Annotated in this window: 16 protein-coding genes; 9 read left to right on the forward strand and 7 right to left on the reverse strand. The window is 66.6% G+C overall.

What is annotated here, in order from left to right:
- The first annotated feature begins 16 nt into the window (after positions 1–16).
- Together AC5RUM_RS12695 and AC5RUM_RS12700 are read left to right on the forward strand one after the other, a co-directional pair.
- Positions 17–403 carry a BlaI/MecI/CopY family transcriptional regulator gene (locus AC5RUM_RS12695; protein ID WP_400579572.1) on the forward strand — a complete coding sequence of 129 codons (387 nt, stop codon included), beginning with the start codon at positions 17–19 and terminating at the stop codon, positions 401–403.
- Positions 404–409: 6 nt separating this feature from the next.
- Positions 410–1,396, forward strand: a complete 987-nt coding sequence (locus AC5RUM_RS12700; protein WP_494035248.1) for a M56 family metallopeptidase — start codon at positions 410–412, stop codon at positions 1,394–1,396.
- A 71-nt stretch (positions 1,397–1,467) separates the two neighbouring features.
- On the opposite strand, the gene AC5RUM_RS12705 is transcribed toward AC5RUM_RS12700, so the two are convergent.
- The gene (locus AC5RUM_RS12705; RefSeq protein ID WP_494035249.1) at positions 1,468–3,576 is read right to left on the reverse strand and encodes a DNA gyrase/topoisomerase IV subunit B; all 2,109 of its coding nucleotides are present in this window, start codon (positions 3,574–3,576) and stop codon (positions 1,468–1,470) included.
- 221 nt (positions 3,577–3,797) lie between these two features.
- Between AC5RUM_RS12705 and AC5RUM_RS12710 the strand changes: the two genes are divergently transcribed.
- Positions 3,798–4,019: a DUF7455 domain-containing protein gene (locus tag AC5RUM_RS12710; protein WP_494035250.1), complete on the forward strand. Its 222-nt coding sequence runs from the start codon at positions 3,798–3,800 to the stop codon at positions 4,017–4,019.
- Between the two features lie 218 nt (positions 4,020–4,237).
- Here AC5RUM_RS12710 and AC5RUM_RS12715 read toward each other — a convergent pair whose 3' ends face one another.
- The 4 genes from AC5RUM_RS12715 to AC5RUM_RS12730 form a co-directional block, all read right to left on the reverse strand.
- Positions 4,238–5,557 carry an RNA polymerase sigma factor gene (locus AC5RUM_RS12715; protein ID WP_494035251.1) on the reverse strand — a complete coding sequence of 440 codons (1,320 nt, stop codon included), beginning with the start codon at positions 5,555–5,557 and terminating at the stop codon, positions 4,238–4,240.
- 275 nt (positions 5,558–5,832) lie between these two features.
- Complete coding sequence (locus AC5RUM_RS12720) at positions 5,833–7,209, reverse strand: DUF4192 domain-containing protein (protein ID WP_494035252.1); 1,377 nt, start codon at positions 7,207–7,209, stop codon at positions 5,833–5,835.
- Between the two features lie 127 nt (positions 7,210–7,336).
- The gene (locus AC5RUM_RS12725; RefSeq protein WP_494035253.1) at positions 7,337–8,677 is read right to left on the reverse strand and encodes an MFS transporter; all 1,341 of its coding nucleotides are present in this window, start codon (positions 8,675–8,677) and stop codon (positions 7,337–7,339) included.
- 62 nt (positions 8,678–8,739) lie between these two features.
- Positions 8,740–9,678 (reverse strand): proteasome assembly chaperone family protein, encoded by a 939-nt coding sequence (locus tag AC5RUM_RS12730; protein WP_494035254.1) that lies wholly within the window; start codon positions 9,676–9,678, stop codon positions 8,740–8,742.
- A gap of 257 nt (positions 9,679–9,935) precedes the next feature.
- Between AC5RUM_RS12730 and AC5RUM_RS12735 the strand changes: the two genes are divergently transcribed.
- From AC5RUM_RS12735 to AC5RUM_RS12755, 5 genes are all read left to right on the forward strand, one after another.
- On the forward strand, positions 9,936–11,459 hold the full coding sequence (locus tag AC5RUM_RS12735; protein WP_494035255.1) for a leucyl aminopeptidase: 1,524 nt from the start codon (positions 9,936–9,938) through the stop codon (positions 11,457–11,459).
- A 254-nt stretch (positions 11,460–11,713) separates the two neighbouring features.
- On the forward strand, positions 11,714–13,096 hold the full coding sequence (gene lpdA / locus AC5RUM_RS12740; protein ID WP_400579581.1) for a dihydrolipoyl dehydrogenase: 1,383 nt from the start codon (positions 11,714–11,716) through the stop codon (positions 13,094–13,096).
- Between the two features lie 113 nt (positions 13,097–13,209).
- Positions 13,210–14,958 carry a 2-oxoglutarate dehydrogenase, E2 component, dihydrolipoamide succinyltransferase gene (gene sucB / locus AC5RUM_RS12745; protein ID WP_494035256.1) on the forward strand — a complete coding sequence of 583 codons (1,749 nt, stop codon included), beginning with the start codon at positions 13,210–13,212 and terminating at the stop codon, positions 14,956–14,958.
- Positions 14,959–15,112: 154 nt separating this feature from the next.
- Positions 15,113–15,463 (forward strand): hypothetical protein, encoded by a 351-nt coding sequence (locus AC5RUM_RS12750; protein WP_494035257.1) that lies wholly within the window; start codon positions 15,113–15,115, stop codon positions 15,461–15,463.
- A 263-nt stretch (positions 15,464–15,726) separates the two neighbouring features.
- Positions 15,727–16,158 (forward strand): OsmC family protein, encoded by a 432-nt coding sequence (locus tag AC5RUM_RS12755; RefSeq protein ID WP_400579584.1) that lies wholly within the window; start codon positions 15,727–15,729, stop codon positions 16,156–16,158.
- A 131-nt stretch (positions 16,159–16,289) separates the two neighbouring features.
- Here AC5RUM_RS12755 and AC5RUM_RS12760 read toward each other — a convergent pair whose 3' ends face one another.
- A complete protein-coding gene (locus AC5RUM_RS12760; protein ID WP_494035258.1) occupies positions 16,290–19,829 on the reverse strand; it encodes a S41 family peptidase in 3,540 nt (1,179 codons plus the stop codon).
- A gap of 74 nt (positions 19,830–19,903) precedes the next feature.
- On the opposite strand from AC5RUM_RS12760, the gene AC5RUM_RS12765 reads away from it, so the two are divergent.
- On the forward strand, positions 19,904–20,794 hold the full coding sequence (locus AC5RUM_RS12765) for a TIGR01777 family oxidoreductase (protein WP_494035346.1): 891 nt from the start codon (positions 19,904–19,906) through the stop codon (positions 20,792–20,794).
- An 82-nt stretch (positions 20,795–20,876) separates the two neighbouring features.
- On the opposite strand, the gene AC5RUM_RS12770 is transcribed toward AC5RUM_RS12765, so the two are convergent.
- Positions 20,877–22,619: a serine/threonine protein kinase gene (locus tag AC5RUM_RS12770; protein ID WP_494035259.1), complete on the reverse strand. Its 1,743-nt coding sequence runs from the start codon at positions 22,617–22,619 to the stop codon at positions 20,877–20,879.
- Positions 22,620–22,644 lie beyond the last annotated feature (25 nt).

The following is a 22,644-nucleotide window of genomic DNA, read 5'->3' on the forward strand; positions in this document are numbered from 1 at the left end:
TCAGAAGGATGTACAGATGGCAAGTCTTGGGGAACTTGAACGGGCAGTGATGGACCTGCTCTGGGCTGGCCAAGAAGCTGCAACAGCCAACACGCTGCGCGACATGCTGGCGCAGAGCACAGTGGCGCAGGGCGGTGCGGCAGGCCATGTCGGCAAGGACCTGGCCGTCACGACAGTCCTGACCGTGCTGTCCCGCCTCGAAAAAAAGGGCCTCGTGGAGCGCGAACGCGGCACCCGGCCGCACCGGTACCAGGCCGTGTCCAGCCGGGAGGACCACACCGCCGAACTGATGCACGAAGTGCTGGGATCGGCTCCGGACCGCGAAGCCGTGCTTGCCCGCTTTATCGGTTCCGTGACGGAGAGTGAAGCCGAAACGCTGCGCAAACTGCTTGGCCACAGCTAGCGGACGATGTTCTGGACCTCATACTTCCTGGCGGTCCTGGCGATAGCACTGGCCTGGCCGGTACCTATCCTCCTTTCCCGTGCCCACTGGCCCGCGCGGGATCCTTTCACAGCCATGTTGCTGTGGCAGGCCATCGGCCTCGCCGGTGGCCTTTCCATGATTGGCGCCATGCTGGTTTACGGGCTGGAGCCTATCGGGGACAACCTGCTCGCGGGCCTCAGGGCACTCGCCGCGATGGTGTTCCAGAATGCCCCCACCACGGCGCTAGGCTTCTGGCACCTCTTTGCGCTGTCGGCAGCGGCCCTGCTGACGGCGCATCTCGTTTTTACCCTGCTGCTGACCTACTACAAGATTGAGCGGCAGCGCAGGCGGCACCGTGAGCTGCTGTCGCTGCTGGCATCGCCGTCCGCAGACGGCACCGGCACCATGGTGATCAACCACGACTCCCCCGTGGCCTACTGCCTGCCGGGCGGCGCGCGGTCCGTCACGGTACTCTCCGACGGGCTCATGGCGGCGCTGGAACCGGCTGAACTGCGTGCTGTGCTCATCCACGAGAACGCCCATCTCAACCAGCGCCACCACCTCCTGCTGTGGGCCTTCGCCGCATGGCGCCAGGCCCTTCCCTGGCTCCCGACGACGCGCCTGGCACAGGAGGCCGTCAACTCACTGATCGAAATGCTCGCCGATGACGTTGCCCTCAGGACGGAGAGCAAGGCAACGCTGATCAAAGCCATTGCGATCGTCGCCAGCGGATCCGCCGTACCACAGGATGCGTCCGCCATGGGCCTGGGGGAACCCGCCGCGCAGGGCCTGCAGCTGCCCGACGGTGCCGGCGGATCGGGCTCGGCCAGCACGACGGCATCCCGCGTCAGCCGCCTGCTCTCACCCCGCGAACCGCTTCCGGCCACCCTCCGGGCAGCCGTGGTGGCCGTGTGCGTCCTGCTGCTGGCCATGCCCACCGCGCTGCTGATAGTGCCGGGCCTGCTGGGCTGACGCGCCGGTCTGACCACGTGGCGCGCCTCCCTGGCGCGCCTCCGCAGCACCTGGACTGTACCTCCGGCGGGTCAGGCGTCGATGCGGTCCCTGTCCAGGCTGGCCGCTCCGGCAATAATGAAGTCCTTGCGGGGCGCGACATCCGAGCCCATGAGCAGATCGAACGTGGCTTCAGCCTGCTGGGCGTTTTCGATGTTGACCTTACGGAGCATCCGGTGCCTCGGATCCATGGTGGTTTCGGCGAGCTGCTCGGCGTCCATCTCCCCCAGGCCCTTGTAGCGCTGGATCGGTTCCTTGTAGCGCTTGCCTTCCTTGGCCAGCCGGGAGAGGAGCGCGTGGAGCTCCGCCTCTGAATACGTGTAGATCATCTCGTTGGCCTTTTGGCCCGGGTTGATCACTTCCACGCGGTGCAGCGGGGGTACGGCCGCGAAGACCCTGCCTTGCTCAACCATGGGGCGCATGTAGCGGAAGAACAGCGTCAGAAGCAGGGTGCGGATGTGGGCGCCGTCGACGTCGGCGTCCGTCATCAGGATGACTTTCCCATAGCGTGCAGCCTCGATCGCGAAGCTGCGTCCCGAACCGGCACCGACCACCTGGATCAGCGCAGCGCACTCGGCGTTGGAGAGCATGTCTCCCACCGAAGCCTTCTGGACATTCAGTATCTTGCCCCGGATAGGCAGCAGTGCCTGGAAGTCGGAGGACCGTGCCAGCTTCGCGGTGCCTAGGGCGGAGTCACCCTCGACGATGAACAGCTCGGAGCGGTCAACATCGTCCGTCCGGCAGTCCGCGAGCTTCGTGGGCATCGAGGAAGTCTCGAGCGCGGTTTTGCGGCGCTGTGTTTCCTTGTGCACGCGGGCGGAGATGCGGGACTTCATCTCGCTGACGATTTTCTCCAGGAGCAGGGCCGACTGCGCCTTGTCGTTGCGGTTCGAGGAATTGAGCTTGGCGGTGATCTCACGCTCCACAACCCGCGCCACAATGGCCTTGACTGCGGATGTGCCCAAGATTTCCTTCGTCTGGCCTTCAAACTGCGGTTCGGCCAGGCGGACGGTCAGCACGGCTGTGAGGCCCGCGAAGATGTCGTCCTTTTCGATCTTGTCGTTGCCGGCCTTGAGTTTCCTGGCGTTGGTTTCCACTGCCTTGCGGAAGGTCTTGACGAGGGCCTGCTCCAGTCCGGCCTGGTGCGTGCCGCCCTTCGGCGTCGAGATGATGTTCACGAAGCTGCGGACGGTGGTTTCGTAGCCGATCCCCCAGCGCAGAGCGACGTCCACTTCGCAGTCACGCTCCACTTCGGCGAGCTTGCTGTGGCCCCTTTCGTCGAGCACAGGGACCGTTTCCTTGAACTTCCCGGCGCCGTGGAGGCGCCAGACGTCAGTGACTCCCGCATCGATGGCGAGGAACTCCACGAACTCGGAGATCCCGCCGTCGTGGTGGAAGACTTCCTCGTGCGGGCCGTTTTCTCCCGGGGTGCCGGGAAGCTTGCGTTCGTCGCGGACGGTCAGTTTCAGGCCGGGAACCAGGAAAGAGGTCTGGCGGGCGCGCGCAGCAAGTTCCTCGTAGGAAAATTTGGCGTCTGGTGTGAAGATCTGCCGGTCGGCCCAGTAGCGGATGCGGGTGCCGGTGACTCCGCGCTTGGCCTTGCCCACCACGTCGAGCACGGAATCTTCAACGAAGGGCGTGAACGGGGCCGAGGGATCCGGGCGCGTGCCGGTGTCCTTGAACCTGCCCGGCTCGCCCCTGCGGAACGACATCTTGTAGGTCTTGCCGCCGCGGTCCACTTCGGCGTCCAGCCGGGCGGACAGGGCGTTCACCACAGAGGCGCCGACGCCGTGCAGGCCGCCTGATGCGGTGTAGGAGCCACCGCCGAACTTACCGCCGGCGTGCAGCTTGGTGAAGACGACCTCCACGCCGGTGAGGCCGGTCTTGGGTTCCACGTCAATGGGAATGCCGCGGCCGTCGTCGTGGATCTCCACGGAGTTGTCCGCGTGAAGGATGATCCTGATGTCGTGGCCGTAGCCGGCCAAGGCCTCGTCGACGGAGTTGTCGATGATTTCCCACAGGCAATGCATGAGTCCACGGGAATCCGTGGAGCCGATGTACATGCCCGGACGCTTCCGGACAGCCTCAAGGCCCTCCAGCACCGATAGGTGGCGGGCGGTGTACTCAGAACTCGGTGCCACGGGTGGTGAACTCCTTCAACGGGGCCTGCAGGGCATTAAATGGCTTCCTATAGCCTAGTCCCGCGGCCGCCGATCACCTGACTGCCACTCCAGAGACGGCCCCCGGCAAACGCTGCCGTTACGCAGACGTGATACGCGGACAGCGAAAGTGACCCATCCTTGCCATAGTTTGGCGGCGAATGCTGGTTATATAGATGTAAAGATCTACTAAGGAGGCCGACATGACCACAGCAGTTGCCGACCGCACACTGAACGCAGCTGACCGGTGCGACCGTTGCGGTGCGCAGGCATACGTCCGGGTTGTACTCGAGTCCTCCGGAGGCGAGCTGCTCTTCTGCGCTCACCATTCACGTGCCGTCGAAGCGACCCTCAAGCCGCTGAGCTCGGAATGGCACGATGAGACGGGCCGGCTCCACGAGAGGGAACCGGTGCCGGTCGACTAGACCACACAGCTGAAAAGCGCGAGCAGGAAAGCCAGGGCTCCCGGCAAGGGACCCTGGCTTTTTGCTGCCCTGACACGACTGCCGGAACACGCGACTGCCAGAAACTGCCAGGGCACACAACAGGGACACAAGCAGCAACAGCAAGGGGCTGCCGGCGGTTCATCCGGCGGCAGCCCCTTGCTGTTGCGTTCTTAATCCGGGAACACCCGGTGGACGTCCTAGTCCAGGTAGTCCCGCAGGACCTGGGACCGCGACGGGTGCCTCAGCTTGGACATCGTCTTGGATTCAATCTGGCGGATGCGCTCACGCGTGACACCGTAGACCTTGCCGATTTCGTCTAAAGTCTTCGGCTGGCCGTCCGTGAGGCCGAAACGCATCGCGACCACGCCGGCTTCACGCTCGGAGAGCGTATCGAGCACGGAGTGAAGCTGTTCCTGCAGCAGCGTGAAGCTCACGGCGTCGGCGGGAACCACGGCTTCGGAGTCCTCAATGAGGTCACCGAACTCGGAGTCGCCATCCTCGCCAAGCGGCGTGTGGAGGGAGATGGGTTCGCGGCCGTACTTCTGGACTTCAACGACCTTTTCGGGGGTCATGTCCAGCTCCAGGGCCAGCTCCTCGGGCGTGGGTTCACGGCCGAGGTCCTGCAGCATCTGGCGCTGCACACGGGCGAGCTTGTTGATGACTTCGACCATGTGTACGGGGATACGGATGGTGCGGGCCTGGTCAGCCATGGCACGGGTGATGGCCTGGCGGATCCACCAGGTGGCGTAGGTCGAGAACTTGAAGCCCTTGGTGTAGTCGAACTTCTCAACTGCACGGATGAGGCCGAGGTTGCCTTCCTGGATCAGGTCCAGGAACAGCATGCCGCGGCCGGTGTAGCGCTTGGCCAGGGACACCACGAGGCGGAGGTTCGCCTCGAGAAGGTGGTTCTTGGCGCGCTTGCCGTCGTGGATGATGAATTCAAGCTCGCGCTTGTACTTGGGGTCCATTGAGCCGTCGTCGGCTGCGATCTTCTCTTCGGCGAAGAGGCCAGCCTCAATCCGGAGGGCGAGGTCAACCTCCTGTTCCGCATTGAGGAGCGCGACCTTGCCGATCTGCTTCAGGTAGTCCTTGACGGGGTCGGCGGTGGCGCCGGCCGACATGACCTGCTGGACAGGGGCGTCGTCGTCATCGGCATCGGAGTAGACGAATCCGGATCCGGTGGGGGCGGCAGCCTTTCCGGCCTCGTCGGGTTCGTCGGTGAGCTCGGCAGGATCAGGCGACACGTCATCGAGATCCTCTTCGACATCCACTTCGGCGTCGTCATCCGAGGTCGAGCGGCTTCCGGCGGCTTCGGCTGCAGCCTTGGCGCCGGGCTTGGGGCCGCGCTTCTTCGGCTCGGGCTTCGCGGCGGCCGACGTGCTGTCGCCGCCGGCGACTGCGGCAGCCTTGTTCGCGGCGCGGGTGGCTGCACGCTTGGCGTTGGTTGCCGCCTTCTTGTCCTCGGCCAATTCATCGGCCTGGGCGGCGGGTTCCTTCTTCGCGGAAGACGGGGTCACAGAAAACCTTTCTAGCGGCGGTCTGTGGAATCACCATACGGGCAACACCACTATGACCCTGTCAAGTCCGTGATTGACATCAGGTGCAACCGCGGCCGACAGAGCCATTAAGTAGAACTGTCGGAGCGGCTGCAATGTTCCCGTCTCCGGGCGCCACTGCATGCACTGATTCACGGACCCAACCGGGTCTCGGCAACTATTGTCTCATGATTTTCCGCGCCAGGGGCCGCCGGGGCCGTAATACACGGCTGTCCTGCCCGGCAGCACACCCGGTTCTATGCGGCGTCCGTGCCGAATTTCTGCCAGGCTGCCTCCCTGCGTCCCGCCCAGCCGCAGATGGTTCCCCGCCTGACCACTTCAGAAAGCAGTTCCGCCAGCCTGTACCCAGGGGCTGCCTCCAACGCCCGGGTCAGCGAGGCGTGGGCGTAGGAGCCTCTCCCCCGGCACCATTCGATCCAGGCTTTGGCCGTCCAGGCAGCTGCCTGCGCTTCCCCCGGGCCGCAGGACGCCAGCTGCAGCATCGCGTCTTCAAGGGACTTCATCCTGTTCCAGTCCGGCACCAGCGGAGTCAGGCCGAGGAGGACCTCGCCGTAGCCAGGGACCTCGCCATCGTCGTGGGCCTCGCTATCATCATGGACCTCGCTATCGTCCGGGACCTCGCCACGGCCAGGAATTTCCCCGTAGCTGCCAGGGGCAGGGGATGAATCAGGCTCCCCCGCTGCGGTGGGATGGAGGAAATCGCACGGCGCCGTCTCTGCAGGCACATTCCGTGCAGGCATTGTCCTTGCAGTTACTGTCCTGGCAGGCATTTCCAGGCCGGAGGGGCTTGTTGCCGGCGGCCCCGGCAGGGCCGAGAAGATGCCGAACTCCTCAGCACCGGCCACCGCGGCTGACCGGCCCGCGGCAGCCATGACCAGGACAGCATCGCGCCACGACGGAACGCACAGGGTGGCGCGCAGGAAACCGGCAACATCGTGGGGCAGCCCGGTGCCCGCTTCAGCGGTCAGCATCACTTCCCAGACGTCCAGTACGCTTTCGAACTGGGCCCGGCTGGCCCTTCTGTCACCGAGTGTTTCCGTCCACCGCTGCTCCGCCGCCAGCACCGCCGGATCCTCCTCCGGCTCCGGACTTCCGGCGGAGCCGGCCCCGGGCGGGGCACCCACGCTGCTTCCCAGGTACACCATTTCCGCGTTGAGGCGGCTGTCCCGGATCTCGGCAAGGGGCCTCCCGGGCAACGGGCAGCAGCCGGTGTCCGAGCAGTACACGTTCCGCCAGCAGTCGGCGCCGACGTACCACGCATCCCGCACGGGCATTCCGGCCAGCCCGAGGGCGGATTCAAGGTCAGCAAGCAGCGCCCTGCCGCCGGGAGGACCGGAGGCGTCCGCCCAGCCAGCATCCGTGAAGAACATCAGCAGGGTGCCGTCGGCGTGGTCATCCGCGAGGAGGTACTCGGCCACAGTCCGGGCGAAGTTCTCGCGTCCGCGCCTGGACGGCGCCCCCTCCGGTAAGTCGACGCGGAGCGTGGCTCCGAGCCGTTTGCCCTGCATGGTCATGGCCACAAGGCTGCGGGTGGGCCAGTACCCCAGCGTGTGGGGAACATAGCCGAGAATGTCCTCGGGGCCGCTGATGATCAGGTGCTCGGGTGCGTTCATGCCTCCAGCTTTCGCCGCTCCCGCCCCCGACGGCACCCGCAACCTGGGCTATGTGGAAGACCCTTGGCTGTGGAGGACAGGTGCAGGCACACGCCAGCCGCCCGGGAGGCCTCCGGCCTCCACGAAGTCAGTCCCGCGAAGCGGACTTCCGCCGTGCGTTGCGCGCCCTGCGCTGTTCTGCCATCGCCTGCAGCAGCGGCTGAATCACCACGCCCTGGGCAGCCATCTGCCGGCGGACCTTGCGGCGGACCACCAGCATGGCGACGGATCCGATTCCCAGGATCAGGAAGTGCACGCACAGGGCGATGCGGAATGGTTCGAGGCCGTACAGCACTCCGTTCGAGAACCCGGTGGAATACAGGATGTCGAGGACGGCCCCAATCAGGTAGATGGCCATGAGCGCTGCGAAGAAACCGCCGACGTTGACAATGCCCGTGGCGGTGCCGATCCGGTGCGCCGGGTTGAAGGTTCGGGCGAAATCGAAGCCGATCATGGAGCCCGGACCTCCGATGGCCAGCACCACCACGAGCACGGCGAGCAGCCACAGCGGCGAGCGGCCCGGATAGAGGAGCACCGCCGCCCAGGCGACTGCCGTGGCGGCTACAAGGAGGAGAACCATGGTTGAGCGCCGGAGGGGATGCCGTGCAACAAACCGCCCGATCAGGGGTCCTGCACCGATGGCACCGGCCACATAGAGGGACATGAGCGAAGCCACGGTGCCGGAGTCCAGGCCCTGCGCCGAAATGAGGAAGGGGTATCCCCAGGTCATCGCGAACACCGTGCCGCTGAACTGGATGGTGAAGTGGCTCCACATGCCGAGCCTGGTGCCGGGCTGCTTCCAGGCCCGGGAGAGCGATACACCGGTGGCGCGCAGTCCCTTGACTGACTCCTGGCGGGGAGTGCCGGGCGGCACGTCCTGGAGCAGCAGGACCACGAGGACGACGGCGACGCCGGACAGTCCTGCAAGGGACAGGAAGGCTGGGCTCCAGCCGGCGGTGTGGAGGACGAAGGCGAACGGCACCACGCTCAGGAGCTGGCCCAGCTGCCCGGACATTCCGGTGAGCTGGGTGAGCAGCGGCACGCGGGCAGGCGCAAACCAGAGCGGGATCAGCCGGATGACGGAGATGAACGTCATGGCGTCGCCCGCGCCCACCAATACGCGGCCGACCACGCCGGCCGGGACACTCTCGGCGAACGCGAGCTGGAGCTGGCCCAGGCCCATGAGCAGGGCGCCACAGGCGATCATGGCCCGGGAGCCGAACCTGTCCACCAGCACGCCCACCGGGATCTGAAGCCCCGCATAGACGAGCAGCTGCAGCACGGTGAAGAAAGAGATCGCCGAGGCACTCGCGTGGAACCGCTCGGTGGCCTCGAGTCCGACCACACCAAACGACGTACGCTGGGTCACCGCCACCAGGTACGAGAAAATGCCAATGGACCAAACGAGCCAGGCGCGGGGTGCAGTCACCTTGTTAATTATGCCCGCAGCCCGCAAAAATCCTATTTAAATCAGGGCTTAAGTGACCGATGTTATGGTGTCGGATTTTCCCGGGCCAAGTAGGCCTCGACTGCGGCTCCGAGCGTATCGGCGTCTGGCAGTTCGTCGTTCTCATCGGCCAGCAGGGACCGGCGAACGGTGCCCTCCGCCTTTTCGTCGTAGCGCGCCTCCAGCTTGGCGACCACCTGCTGGACGTCCACCGAGGCCTCAACCTGTTCGGCGATCTGCCGTCCGACGTCGCGGCCCGACTCCCGCAGCCTGTCGGTGGGGAGCATGAGGGACGTGGCGGCGCCGAGGTATTCAAGGCCCGCGACGGCCGCCGGCGGGTACTCGGCTTCGGCCAGATAGTGGGGAACGTGGATGACGTAGCCGGCCACGCTCCGTCCGGCATCAACAAGGCGGAGCTCCAGCACGTGGCCCACAGCGGCGGGTACTTCCACCGTCGGTTTCCAGTCCGAGATGCCCTCGATCAGCTTGGGGCGGTTGCCGTGCACCGTCACTCCCACCGGGCGCGTATGCGGCACTGGCATGGGGATTGAGTGGATCCACGTCACCAGGTTGACGTCCAGTGTCTCCACGATCTGCACCACGGCACGCGCGAAGCGTTCCCACTGCAAATCAGGCTCGAATCCGGCCAGGAACAGGAACGGCCTGCCCAGGCCGTCGACGAGCCGGTAGAGGGCGAGGCTGGGTGCCTGATAGTCCTCAAGGTGGTCCTCGACGAAGGACACGTGCGGCCGCCGGGTCCTGTAGTCGATGAGCTGGTCGGCATCAAACACGGCAACGCGTTCGGACTCGAGGTTGTCGAGGAGCTCGTCCGTGATCTGCCTGACCACGTGGCCGGCGTCGGCAAAACCGGTGAAGCCCATCACCAGATTCAGCCCCCGCAGTTCGGGGCTGTGGAACAGCTCAATGTTCTTGGCGTAGAGCGCGTCGGGGTCCAGCAGCGAGCCGGAAATCCGTTCAAACACGGCGAGTTCCTTTCTTGGTCGGAGGGGTTAATCTCCATAACGCTGCGGCTGTCCGGGTCATTCCTTGGGCCGCTGTGGCGCGGCTCTCAGTCAATCCGGCTGCGCGGCCGCTGAGAGACTACGATCGGAACTGGCCTTTAATTGGGGCCACCGTGCCGGCGGCCTCCCGTGTGGACGGCTCCGGGGCACCCCTGGAAGGGCGCCTTTGCATTGCACTTCCCGCACGAATCGTCACAGAGAATTGAGGACTGATCCTCGTGGTCAAGAATAGCGAAATCAACCTTAGCGCCATTGCGCGCGACCTCAAGAAGGCTGCCAGCGACGCCGTCGTCATCGGCGTGGGACAGGGGGCCGACGGCCCCGTCCTGCTTGAGAATCCGCTGACGGCCAAGTCGGCCGAAGCACTGGCCGAGTCGTTGAAGGTTCTTGGCATCACCGGGGCGGCTGACCAGGCTGTCCGCCTCCCGGGTCTTCCCGAGGCAGGCAACGGTGTCGTCGTGCTGGCAGGCGTAGGCAAGATCAACCCCGGCCAGCGGCTGACCCGTGAGGCGCTGCGCCGTGCAGCCGGGTCAACAGTCCGCCAGTTGGCGGGACTCAATACGGTTACGCTGGCCTTCCCGACGTCGGATGTCGCCGACGTGGCGGCCGTCGCCGAGGGCGCGGCGCTGGGCGCCTATTCTTTCACCGAGTACCGCTCGTCCAAGGACGGGCTGAAGGATCCTGTCCGCAATGCGGTGATCTTCACGGACCTGGCCGGCGACAAGACCCTTGAACCCGTCCTGAAACGCGCCGCGCTCCTTGGGAAGGCCGTCAACGCGACCCGCTCGCTGGTGAACCAGCCGCCCAGCCACCTCTACCCGGAATCGTTCGCCGACGCCGCCAAGGAACTGGCCAAGGGACTGCCCGTCAAGGTGACCGTGTGGGACGAGAAGCGCCTCGAGAAGGAAGGCTTTGGAGGCATCATGGGCGTCGGCAAAGGTTCCTCGCGCCAGCCCCGCCTGGTCAAGGTGGAATACGCTCCGGCCAAGGCCACCCGGAAAATCGCCCTCGTAGGTAAGGGCATCACCTTCGACACCGGCGGCATTTCCATCAAGCCCGCCCTCGGTATGGGTGACATGAAGAGCGATATGGCGGGCGCCGCCGTCGTACTTAATACAGTGCTGACCCTCGCTGGCCTGGGCCTGCCGGTGAAGGCGACCGCCTGGCTGTGCATTGCGGAGAACATGCCCTCGGGCGCGGCATCCCGCCCAGCGGACGTCCTCACCATGTTCGGCGGCAAGACCGTCGAGGTCCTTAACACTGACGCCGAAGGCCGGCTGGTCATGGCGGACGGCATTGTCGCCGCCAGCCAGGAATACCCCGACGCGATCATCGACGTCGCGACGCTGACGGGCGCGCAGCTGATCGCGCTCGGAAACCGCACCGCGGGTGTCATGGGCGCGGACAGTGTCACCGGCCCCCTGAAGGCGGCGGCCGACCGCGCAGGGGAGCTCATCTGGCCCATGCCACTGCCGGAAGAACTGCGGCCCAGCCTCGACTCCCAGGTGGCCGACCTGGCCAACATCGGCGAACGCCATGGCGGCATGATGACTGCCGCCGTGTTCCTGCGCGAATTCGTGGGCAAGGGCAAGGACGGCCAGCCGATCCCCTGGGCGCACATCGACATCGCCGGCCCCTCCTTCAACAACGGCGCACCCTACGGCTACACACCGAAACAGGGCACGGGCTGCACCGTCCGCACGCTCGTGGCGTACGCCGAGGACCTCCTCGCCGGAGCCTGACCGGTTCCGCTCCGGGCCGTGTGTCGGCGTGTGGCGGGCGGCATGATCCGTCCGCCACACCCCTGCGTGACACTCGACACAAGCGCTCCACAAATGTCCCGGCAAGGTGGAGCATGGATAAGTGGTTCGCTAAGGTGAACCACGGTAGTCACAAATGAAAGGGAACAGGCCTGCTGGCATAATCACGGCAGAGCAAGTTCCAAGACCAGATGATGCGTACTCTCGTGTCATCGTTCACGCGAGGGAGCGTCTAAGTGGCCGATCAGGCAACTGCGCAAGAATTCGACATCCTGGTACTCGGTGGCGGCAGCGGCGGATACGCCACCGCCCTCCGGGCCGTTCAGCTTGGCTTCACCGTCGGCCTCGTGGAGAAGGCCAAACTCGGTGGTACCTGCCTGCACAACGGCTGTATCCCCACCAAAGCACTGCTGCACTCGGCCGAGCTGGCTGACCACGCCCGCGACTCTGCCAAGTACGGCGTGAACGTCACCCTTGACAGCATCGACATCACGGCCGTCAACGCCTACAAGGACGGAATCGTCGCCGGCAAGTTCAAGGGACTGCAGGGCCTCATCAAGTCCAAGGGCATCACCGTCATCGAGGGTGAGGGCAAGCTCCAGGGCACCGACACCGTCGTCGTGAACGGCACCGCCTACAAGGGCAAGAACATCGTCCTCGCCACGGGCTCCTACTCCCGTTCCCTCCCGGGCCTGGAAATCGGCGGACGAGTCATCACCTCCGACGAAGCCCTGACCATGGACTACATCCCCAAGAGCGTCATTGTCCTGGGCGGCGGCGTCATCGGCGTGGAGTTCGCCTCCGTATGGAACTCCTTCGGCGTGGACGTCACCATCGTTGAAGGCCTGCCCTCGCTGGTCCCCAACGAGGACACCACCATCGTGAAGAACCTCGAACGGGCCTTCAAGAAGCGCGGCATCAAGTTCTCCACCGGCACCTTCTTCCAGGGCGTCGAGCAGGACGACAACGGCGTCAAGGTCACGCTGGTTGACGGCAAGACCTTCGAAGCGGAACTGCTCCTCGTGGCCGTCGGCCGCGGCCCGGTAACAGCCAACCTCGGCTACGAAGAGGCCGGCATCACCATCGACCGCGGCTTCGTCATCACCAACGAGCGCCTGCACACCGGCGTCGGCAACATCTACGCCGTCGGCGACATCGTCCCCGGTGTCCAGCTGGCCCACCGCGGCTACCAGCAGGGCATCTTCGTCGCCGAGGAGATCGCGGGCCTGAAGCCCGTCATCGTCGAAGACGTCAACATCCCCAAGGTCACCTACTGCGAGCCCGAGATCGCCACGGTCGGCTACACCGAAAAGGGCGCCAAGGCCAAGTTCGGCGATGACCAGGTCGAGATCCAGGAATACAACCTCGCCGGCAACGGCAAGAGCTCCATCCTGGGCACGGGCGGCCTCGTCAAGCTGGTCCGCCAGAAGGACGGGCCGGTCGTCGGCGTCCACATGATCGGATCCCGCATGGGCGAGCAGATCGGCGAAGCCCAGCTGATCGTGAACTGGGAAGCCTACCCGGAGGATGTGGCGCAGCTGCTGCACGCCCACCCGACCCAGAACGAGGCGCTGGGCGAAGCCCACCTCGCCCTCGCGGGCAAAGCCCTCCACGGCTAAGCAGCTCCGCAATACCCCAGTGCTTAGTGCACCCGGCATGATCCGCAGGGTGCACTAAGCTCGAACACGCCAGCAATCATCCGCACAAAATCAATAAGGAGAACGGGGACGACATGTCTGAATCCGTTAACTTGCCCGCCCTCGGTGAGAGCGTCACCGAAGGAACTGTCACCCGCTGGCTCAAGCAGGTAGGTGACCGGGTAGAGGTGGACGAGCCGCTGCTCGAAGTCTCCACCGACAAAGTAGACACTGAAATCCCCTCTCCGATCGCCGGCGTCATCGAGGAAATCCTCGTTGCCGAAGACGAGACCGCAGAAGTTGGTGCTCCCCTGGTCCGCATCGGTGACGGAGCCGGCGGCGGATCCGCTCCCGCTGAAGCCGCCCCCGCCGAAGAGGCACCGGCTGCAGAAACCGCCGAGGCCCCCGCCCAGGAAGCACCGGCGCAGGCTCCTGCTGAAGAAGCCCCCGCCCAGGAGGCCCCCGCCGCAGAAGCCCCTGCCGCTTCCGGCGAGTCCCACGAAGTGACGCTCCCCGCGCTGGGTGAAAGCGTCACCGAGGGCACCGTGACGCGCTGGCTCAAGGCTGTTGGCGACTCCGTCGAAGTGGACGAGCCGCTGCTCGAGGTTTCCACCGACAAGGTCGACACCGAAATCCCGTCCCCCGTTGCCGGCACCCTCCAGGAAATCCGCGTCAACGAAGACGAAACCGCCGAGGTCGGCTCCATTCTCGCCGTGATCGGCTCCGGCGCTGCCGCTCCTGCCGCAGCACCCGCCCCAGCACCTGAGAAGCCCGCAGAGGCACCCGCCGCGGAAAAGCCGGCCGAAGCACCGGCACCGGCTGCACCGGAGCAGGCAGCGCCCGCGCAGGCTGCACCCGCACAGGCAGCTCCGGCTCCCGCCGCCCAGGCCGCGCCCGCCGAGGCACCCGCCGCCGGTGGCGAATCCGGGTACGTCACTCCCCTGGTCCGCAAGCTGGCCAACCAGCACGGTGTGGACATTTCCGCCCTGTCCGGCACCGGCGTCGGCGGCCGTATCCGCAAGCAGGACGTCCTGGCGGCCGCTGAGGCCAAGCCTGCCCCGGAAGCACCGTCCGCGCCCGCCGCTTCCGCCCCGACAGCAGCTTCCGCCGCGTCGTCGTCGCTGCGCGGCACCACGCAGAAGGCTCCGCGCATCCGCCAGGTCATTGCCCGCCGCATGCGGGAGTCACTGGATGTCTCCACCCAGCTGACCCAGGTGCACGAAGTGGACATGACCAAGGTGGCCAAGCTCCGCCTCCAGGCCAAGAACTCGTTCCAGGCCCAGAACGGCACCAAGCTGACCTTCCTGCCGTTCATCGCCAAGGCCGTGGCCGAGGCCCTGAAGCAGCACCCCAAGCTCAACGCTGCGTACGACGAAGACAAGCAGGAAATCACGTACCACAACGCCGAACACCTGGCGATTGCCGTCGACACTGACAAGGGCCTGCTCGTCCCCGTCATTTCCGACGCCGGCACGCTGAATCTTGCCGGCCTGGCCGGCAAGATCGCGGACGTCGCAGACCGCACCCGCAACGGCAAGATCGGTCCGGACGAGCTGTCCGGTGGAACGTTCAGCATCACCAACATCGGTTCTGTGGGCGCCCTGTTCGACACCCCGATCATCAACCAGCCGCAGGTCGGCATCCTGGGCACCGGCGCCATCGTCAAGCGCCCCGTGGTGGTCCAGGACGCGAACGGTGATGACTCCATCGCCATCCGCTCCATGATGTACCTGTCGCTGACGTACGACCACCGCCTCGTGGACGGCGCGGACGCCGGACGCTTCCTGCAGACGCTGAAGGCACGCCTCGAAGAGGGCGCGTTCGAAGCGGACCTGGGACTCTAGCCTCCGCACGCTGCATAAGGCGGCGGCCAGTCCGGTGCCGGTGGGAAACCGCCGCACCCGGGGTGGCCGCCGCCTTTTTCGTGCCTGAGTTTCGCGCGCCGACCCACCGCCAGCATTACTACGGAGCGTAGAAGGGGCTGGCTACACTGGTCCCATGAACATCGTCTATAACATCATGGTCTTCCTGCACATCGTCGGCGCCGCCATGATCGTCGGCATCTGGATCGGCAACATGAAGAAGCCCACAGTCCACCCCCGGCAATTCGACGGCGCCGCGCTTCAGCTGCTCACGGGCATCGTCATGATGGGCCTGATCCCCGCACTGGATATGGACGCCAACTACTTCAAACTGGGCATCAAGTTCGCCGTCGCACTGGCCGTCGGCGTGCTGGCCTTCATCGGCAGGCGCAAGTACAAGAAGGACGAGCCCATCTCGGCCGGCCTCGCGCACGGCGTCGGAGGACTGGCCCTGCTGAACATCGGAATCGCCACTCTCTGGCAGTAGCCGCTCTCCTGTAAGGGACTCCCCCGCAAGGGGGCTCTCCCATAAGGGAACGACGACGGCGACGCACCGACCGCTGGAACCCAGGCGGAGGGTGCGTCGCCGTCGTCGTTTCTGGCGCCGGGCGTGACGCTTTCGCCGGACCGCCGGTCATAATCCTCTGACAGCGGACAATCCGTGCACCGGGGCCGGGTAGTCCCTAGGATTGTGCAGGAAGGACCGGGAGTCAGCCGGATCCTGAATTGAACCCAAGCTTAGGAGTGGACATGGCAGCAACACGCACCGCACACACTGTATGGAACGGCGACCTGATGACGGGTGCCGGCAACACGACGCTCGACAGCTCCGGCCTGGGTACCTACGAGGTCACCTGGAAGGCCCGCACGGAAGCCGCTGAAGGCAAAACCAGCCCGGAAGAGCTGATCGCCGCCGCCCACTCCGCCTGCTTCTCCATGGCGTTCAGCCACGCGCTCGCCCAGGCCGGCCACACGCCGGAAGAGGTCCACACCAAGGCGGATGTCACCTTCGTACCCGGCACGGGCATTACCGGCAGCCACCTGACCCTGAACGCCAAGGTTCCCGGCATCTCGGAAGATGAGTTCCAGAAGATCGCGGCGGAAGCCAAGGTAGGCTGCCCGGTCTCCGGCGCCCTCGCCAGCATCGACATCACCCTCGACGCCACGCTCGCCGCTTCCTGATTGCCGGCACTCCGCTGCCGCCGGCAGCGGAGTGCCGCACAGCAAAGGCCCTGCGCCCGTTCTGGAGAATCCAGTTCGGGCCCAGGGCCTTTACTTATGGCGTCAGCCGGCAGCTGCCATCGGCGGCCGTGTCAGCCGTCGGTGTTCTGGCGGGCAGGCAACCGCCCGGGCCGCAGCCGGCGGTAACCCTCGCGTGCCGGCGGACGGTCCGTGGGGATCTCCTGGACCATTTCCTTCAGCGCTCCGATGCCGTACTCCAGTTGCGGGTCCCGGCCGGCAGCGTAGGCATGCGGCGGGAACGTCACCTCGATGTCCGGGGCAACTCCATAGTTCTCGACGTTCCAGCCCACCCCGCCGCCAAACCAGGTGGCGTAGCGCGGCTGGGTGACGCCGGTGCCGTCCGCGAGCGTGAAGCGGCTGTCGATCCCCACCACTCCGCCCCACGTCCGGGTCCCGATCACGGGGCCGATGCCCCTCAGCTTCGACACCTGCGTGATGATGTCTCCGTCGGACCCCGCGAACTCGTCGGTGAGGATAATGACCGGGCCGCGCGGTGCGTGGTGCGGGTAGGTCCGGGGTTTCTCGCCGCGCGGCATGCTCCAGCCCGTCACCTTTCGGCCGATCAGCTCCGCCACCAGCTGGGAGGTGTGCCCGCCGCGGTTCCGGCGCACGTCAACGATCAGCCCGTCCAGGGCGGTTTCGGTGTCCAGGTCACGGTGCAACTGGGCCCAGCCGTTGGCCATCATGTCGGGAACGTGCAGGTAGCCGAAGTTTCCTTCGGACGCTTCCCGCACAGTGCGGCGGTTGGCAGCCACCCAGTCCTGGTAGCGAAGGCGCTCCTCGTCCTTGATGGGGACCACGGCAATGCGTCGCTGCTCGCCGGCCGCCGGGCCGTGCCCGGCACCGTTGCGGATGGTCAGTTCCACCGTCCGCCCGGCCGCGCCGACCAACTGCATGGCCGGAGTCAGGCTAGCGGTGAGCTGGACGCCGTCGACGGCAAGCAGGACGTCGCCGGCCTTGGCAGCGGCCCCGGGGCGGGACAGCGGCGATGTCGCCAGCGGATCCGACGATTCGCCTGCGAGGATGCGGACAATTTCCCAGCCCTCGCCGGTAAACGCCAGGTCCGCGCCGAGGCGGCCCTGTCCGTTGCCGCCGTCCTCCGTGGCGGCTGCGGGCCGGACGTATGCATGGGACGTGCCAAGCTCGCCGTGGAGTTCCCAGAGCAGGTCCACGAGGTCGTCATGGGAGCCGAGCCTGTCGACCAAAGGCCGGTAGCGCTTGTGGATGGACTCCCAGTCCTGGCCGGCCATGTCCTCGGTCCAGAAGAAGTCGCGCTGCAACCGCCATGCCTCGTCAAAGGCCTGTCCCCACACCCTCAGCGGTTCCATCAGCACCCGGACACGGGCAAGGTCCACCTTGACCACCTGGCCGGATTCTTCGTCGGCCTTCGCATCGGACGGCACAACCCGGATCTGCTTGTCGTGGATTACCACCACCTTCTTGCCGTCGCCTGAGACGAGGTAGCTGTCCAGCGCGTCCACAAGGGCGGCGCTCTTGCGCTTGGCCAGATCGAATCGGACCAGGCTCGGTGCCGCGTTCTTGTCCTCCAGGCTGGCTTTGCCGTCACCGGTTACGCCGGCCAGCGGGCTGTCCAGCCACAGCAGTGCGCCGTCGACCGCCGTCAGCGAGGAGTAGTTTCCCTGCGGGACGGGGACGCTGACGACGCGGTGCGAGAGACCCTCGGCGTCGACGCTGAGCGGCGCCGGCTGCCCGGACTCACCGGCGTCGCCGTCCTGGTCCGTTCCCGGTTCGAAGGAAAGGTCCACGCTCGGGCCGAAGGGCGACGCCGTGTCCGCAGCCAGCGCGACTAGGTAAGGCTTGATCGGGCTGGGGAAGGAGAGGTCAAAGGAATGCCCGTCGTAGACCGGGTCGAAGCTCCGGTTGGACAGGAAGGCGAGGAACTTGCCGTCCGGAGTGAACGACGGCGAGTGGTCGCGGAAGCGGCCGTCCGTCACCGCGATGATCTCGGGCTTATCCGTACCGGCCTTATCCGTACCAGTGCCAACGCGGGCAAGCCGGAGGCGGCTGCGGGAGCCGAACGACGTCACCGGTTCCGACCAGGCCAGCAAGGCAGAGTCCGGCGACCAGCACAGTTCTTCAATGCTGCCTTCGCCGATGCTGGTCACCGCGGAAATCGAACCCGCACGCGTGTCGGCCACATAGACGTCGCCGAACGCGGTGCCCACGGCAACCCAGCGGCCATCGGGACTGGTTTCCATGGCGCTTGCCCGCGAGGGCTTCGGGAAGGCAATCCGGATCGGCGCCTGGGCCGCGGACAGGGCCTGGGCCTGGGCGTGGGCAAGCGTGCCGGCGTCCGGGCCATCCTGGTCCTCCGCGCCGGCAGCCGGCGCGACGTCAGCCTGCGAATCGTCCGCCACGGCGACATCAATTCGCTGGCCGGCGGGGCCGGCGGCGGGGACGGGGCTGGGCAGCGGCAGCGCCGGAGTCCCGGATGACTGCTGTTCCGCGGCCTTCGCCCTGACCGGGGCTGCACGGTCAACCCGCGCGCCCTGTACCTCAAGCCGGGGGGCGATCTCCTTGATGAACAGCGCTTCGTCCCCATCGTGGTCCGCTAGGTAGGCGATGCGGCCTTCCGTCAAGGGACGCGGCAGCCTGGCCCGGACTCCCGGAGTGGCCTCCACCACCCGGGAGGGTCCGTCCTTGTGCCTCAGCCAGTGGATGGTTCCGTGCGCTTCCACGGCGCTGGCCGCTCCCGAGGCGTCAGGGCGGACGTCACCGAGGTGCTTGTCGACCTTGAGCAGGGAGGGACGGCGGCCCTGGGAGGCCGATCCCAGCGAAATCTCCAGCCGGACGGCGTCAGAGGAAAGGTCGTGAAGAATCCACAGCTCGCCGGCCGACTCGAAAATGACCCGTTTGCCGTCCGTGGCTGCGTGGCGGACATAGAAGTCTTCATGGTCTGTATGGCGCCGGAGGTCCGTTCCATTGGGCAGGACCGAGTACAGGTTCCCGTAGCCCTCGTGGTCGGAGAGGAAGGCAATGCGCCCCTCGACCCACATGGGGTCGGCGAGGTTGCCGTCCAGGTCCGGGAGCAGCCGGGCGAACTCACCGTTGCCGTCGGCATCAATCCAGAGCTTGCCGGCCGTCCCGCCGCGGTAGCGCTTCCACCAGGCGGGTTCCCGGGACAGGACGCTGGCCACGACAACGGGCTTCTCGTCTCCGACCTCGGGGCCGAAGGCCACGGACTCCACGGGCCCGAAGGGCAGTTCCTCGGCCCAGCCGCCCTCCGTCGGCAGGCTGTAGGCATGGGTGAGCCTGCCCTCCGCCTGGCGGAACGCGCTGGTGACCACCACGTCACCGGAAGCCGTGAACCCTTTAACCCTGGTGGTGCTGTGGCCGAAGTAGGTCAGCTGGCGGTACCCGCCGCCGTCGACGTCCGCGATGACCACCTCGGGTGCCGTCCCCTGCACCACCGTCCAGACGAGCTTCTTGCCGTCCGGTGTGAACCGCGGGTTGCGGGCCGGAAGCTGCAGGGAAGAAATCCGCCAGGCACGGCCTCCGCCAAGGGGTGCGATCCAGACATCGTCCTCGGCCACAAACGTGACCAGATCGCCGTGAACATGCGGGAATCGGAAGTAGCTCGAAGAGGTCATCGTTCGATCATAGTCAATGTCAACAAGGGCGGCGGGGAGGTGCCCTGCCGTGCCGGGGCGTGGTGAGATGGATCATGCGCATCGTCCTGGCCGGCGCCTCCGGGCTCCTCGGTACCGATCTTTCCGCCCGTCTGGTAGCTGACGGCCACGATGTGACGCGACTGGTCAGGAGGACCCCTGCCTCACCGGCGGAAGTTCGCTGGGATCCGGCTGCCGGCCACATCGATCCCTCCTGCCTTGAAGGGGCCGACGCCGTCATCAACCTGTCCGGGGCAGGCATCGGCGATCGGCCCTTGACTGGCCGGCGGATTGACGAGCTCTTCCGCTCACGGCTCGGGCCGACGCGGACCCTGGCCACGGCAATGCAGCACCTGGACGCGCCCCCGAAAACCTTCATCAGCCAGTCGGGAACAGGCTATTTCGGAGACGCGGGCACGACCACCCTGCACGAGGAGTCGCCCGCCGGTTCCGGCATCCTGGCCCGGATCTGTGCTGAGTGGGAAGCCGCCGCGCATGAGGCACCAGCCGGTGTCCGCGTGGTGACCCCGCGGACGGCGGTGGTGCTCAGCCGGTCCGGCGGCGCCCTGGGCAGGCTGCTGCCGCTGCTGCGTCTGGGCGTCGGCGGCCCGCTTGGCAACGGCAGGCAGTACTGGCCGTGGATCACCCAGCCGGATCTCTCCGCGGCTTTCGGTTTCCTCCTGACGTCTCCGCTTTCCGGTCCGGTCATCGTCTCTGCCCCCGAACCCGCTGACGTCAACGCCCTGGTGCGGGAACTGGCCCGGGCCCTGCACCGGCCCGCACTGTTTCGGGTCCCTTCGCCGGTCTTGCGGCTGGTGATGGGCAAGCTGGCCGATGAGCTCCTGCTGGCCAGCCAGAAAGTGGAGCCCGCCCGGCTGAAGGAGGCCGGATTCGTGTGGCGGCATCCGACACTGCGGCAGGCCGCAGAATGGGTGGTAGGCGCGTGAAGCGGCGCCTGAAGGCACGCGTGAAGCGGTGCCTGAAGGCACGCCTCGGACCCGGGAGTAGCGGCCTGCAGCATCGCTTAGGTCACGGCCCGGGCAGGATCTCTGAGACCAGCCACCTGCCGTCCATGCGGAGCAGGACCAGCCGCAGATCGAGGGGCTGCTGGGGATGGCCGGTAGCCACCACGTCCCCGGCCACAGACCGCTCCACATATCCGGACGTTGTGGCAGTCACGGCGACCACCGCCCGTGTCCCCGTGCTTTCCGGCAGGCGCCGGATGCCCGCGAGGCTGGTGGTGAACCCAGCCAGCACCGTCCGGGAGTCCTGCAGCCGGATACTGAGCCCCCGGTCTGCGGCCGCGGCAGCCGAGCCAGGGGCGTTGACCTCGGCGAGGAGTTCCAGCCTTCCCTCACTCAGGGCTTTGGACCGCAGCCAGGCCAGCCCTTTGACGGCTTCCGCTGGGTTTCCTGCATGTAGTTGGCTGCGGACGGGATCCGGAATCCTGGCCGGGGCCGTGGCCGGTGCCGGCGCGCTGTCGGGCAGGAGCGAAGGCCCGGCGGCGGTGCCGCCCGCAAGCGGGTCCGAGGGCGGCGGCAGCAGCAGCCACGCGCCGGCAATGACGGCCACGGCCAGCAGACCTGCCCAGGCGGCTTTCTGACGACGGCGTGCGGCGGCCGCATGCGGCGAGGGGTGCCGCAGCGCGGAGAGCGGTGGATCCTGCCGCGGCCGGGCGTGCCGGCCACGCCTGGCGGGCGGCTGGTCTCCCGGAACACCGGCCACGGATGTTCCCCGAAGCCGGCCACCACGCAGTCCTGCGGCTGTAACCGGGTGCTCCCGGACCGCCATGGCGGGCGCCGATGTACAAAGGCGCCTTCGCCAGGCGCCTAGCCGTTCCCGCATGCGTCCTCGGGCCCGTGGCTCGGGCCTGCGGGTCAGCAGTTCCGGCAAGACGGTCGGATGCACGGAGTGCGAAAGGTCAACCGGTACGGCGGCTGCGCTCCGATAGATGGCCGTGGCCAGTTCCGCGGCGTCCGGGCGCCGCCGCCGGTCCTCACTCAGGCCTGCCTCCAGCGCGGCGGCGAGTTCGGCCGGAACGTCCGGCACCAACAGCGAAAGCGGCGGCCTGTCCGGTGCAGGGAGCGGCGGCGATCCGGTGAGGCAGTACCAGCCCAGCGCGGCGGCCCCGTACACATCGCGGCCGGGCTGCAGGCCCGCCCTGAGCGCATCCACGGGTGAATGATCGCAAAATCCGTCCGTTCCACGTTCGGAAACGCCGACAGGATCTCCCACCATCCGCGCCAGGCCAAGGTCAGCGAGGAGCGGTTTTCCATGTGCGGAGAAGAGCACGTTTCCGGGCGACACATCCGAATGAGTGAATCCCTGGCCGTGCAAATAAGCCAGTACCTGGGCAACGGGCGTCAGCACAGTCACCGTTTCCCCGACGCTGAGCCTGCCACGGGTGCCGACGAGTTGCCGCAGAGAACCCCCCGGCGCGTAGTCCATGAGGATCCCGATGACGCTGCCCGCGGCCCCGCCGACACTGACGACGTCGTGCTGCTTAATCAGGTGACCGTGGTCAAGAACGGACATGATCAGGATCTCCCGGCGGATATCCTCTTCCGCGAAATCCACCCCCTGGCCCTGCGGGCCGGGGCTGCCGGATGCCGCGCCGAGGCACTTCAGCGCCAGCTTGCGGCCGCTCACCTCCTCGGTTACCAGCCACACGACGGCGCTGCCGCCACTGCCGAGCCGGCGGCACACCCGGTAGCCCGGAACCTGCGGTTCGCCATTTCCGGAATGATCCGTGTCCTGACTCACATCGTCCATGGCTTAATGCCTACCCGAAAAGACA

This window comes from Arthrobacter sp. B2060 (assembly GCF_059090445.1).

Bases quoted from the DNA above. Each gene is read 5' to 3' on its own strand.
- AC5RUM_RS12695 (WP_400579572.1), top strand. From the start codon at position 17: ATGGCAAGTCTTGGGGAACTTGAACGGGCAGTGATGGACCTGCTCTGG.
- AC5RUM_RS12700 (WP_494035248.1), top strand. From the start codon at position 410: ATGTTCTGGACCTCATACTTCCTGGCGGTCCTGGCGATAGCACTGGCC.
- AC5RUM_RS12710 (WP_494035250.1), top strand. From the start codon at position 3,798: ATGACCACAGCAGTTGCCGACCGCACACTGAACGCAGCTGACCGGTGC.
- AC5RUM_RS12720 (WP_494035252.1), bottom strand. From the start codon at position 7,209: ATGAACGCACCCGAGCACCTGATCATCAGCGGCCCCGAGGACATTCTC.
- sucB (WP_494035256.1), top strand. From the start codon at position 13,210: ATGTCTGAATCCGTTAACTTGCCCGCCCTCGGTGAGAGCGTCACCGAA.
- AC5RUM_RS12750 (WP_494035257.1), top strand. From the start codon at position 15,113: ATGAACATCGTCTATAACATCATGGTCTTCCTGCACATCGTCGGCGCC.
- AC5RUM_RS12755 (WP_400579584.1), top strand. From the start codon at position 15,727: ATGGCAGCAACACGCACCGCACACACTGTATGGAACGGCGACCTGATG.
- AC5RUM_RS12760 (WP_494035258.1), bottom strand. From the start codon at position 19,829: ATGACCTCTTCGAGCTACTTCCGATTCCCGCATGTTCACGGCGATCTG.
- AC5RUM_RS12765 (WP_494035346.1), top strand. From the start codon at position 19,904: ATGCGCATCGTCCTGGCCGGCGCCTCCGGGCTCCTCGGTACCGATCTT.
- AC5RUM_RS12770 (WP_494035259.1), bottom strand. From the start codon at position 22,619: ATGGACGATGTGAGTCAGGACACGGATCATTCCGGAAATGGCGAACCG.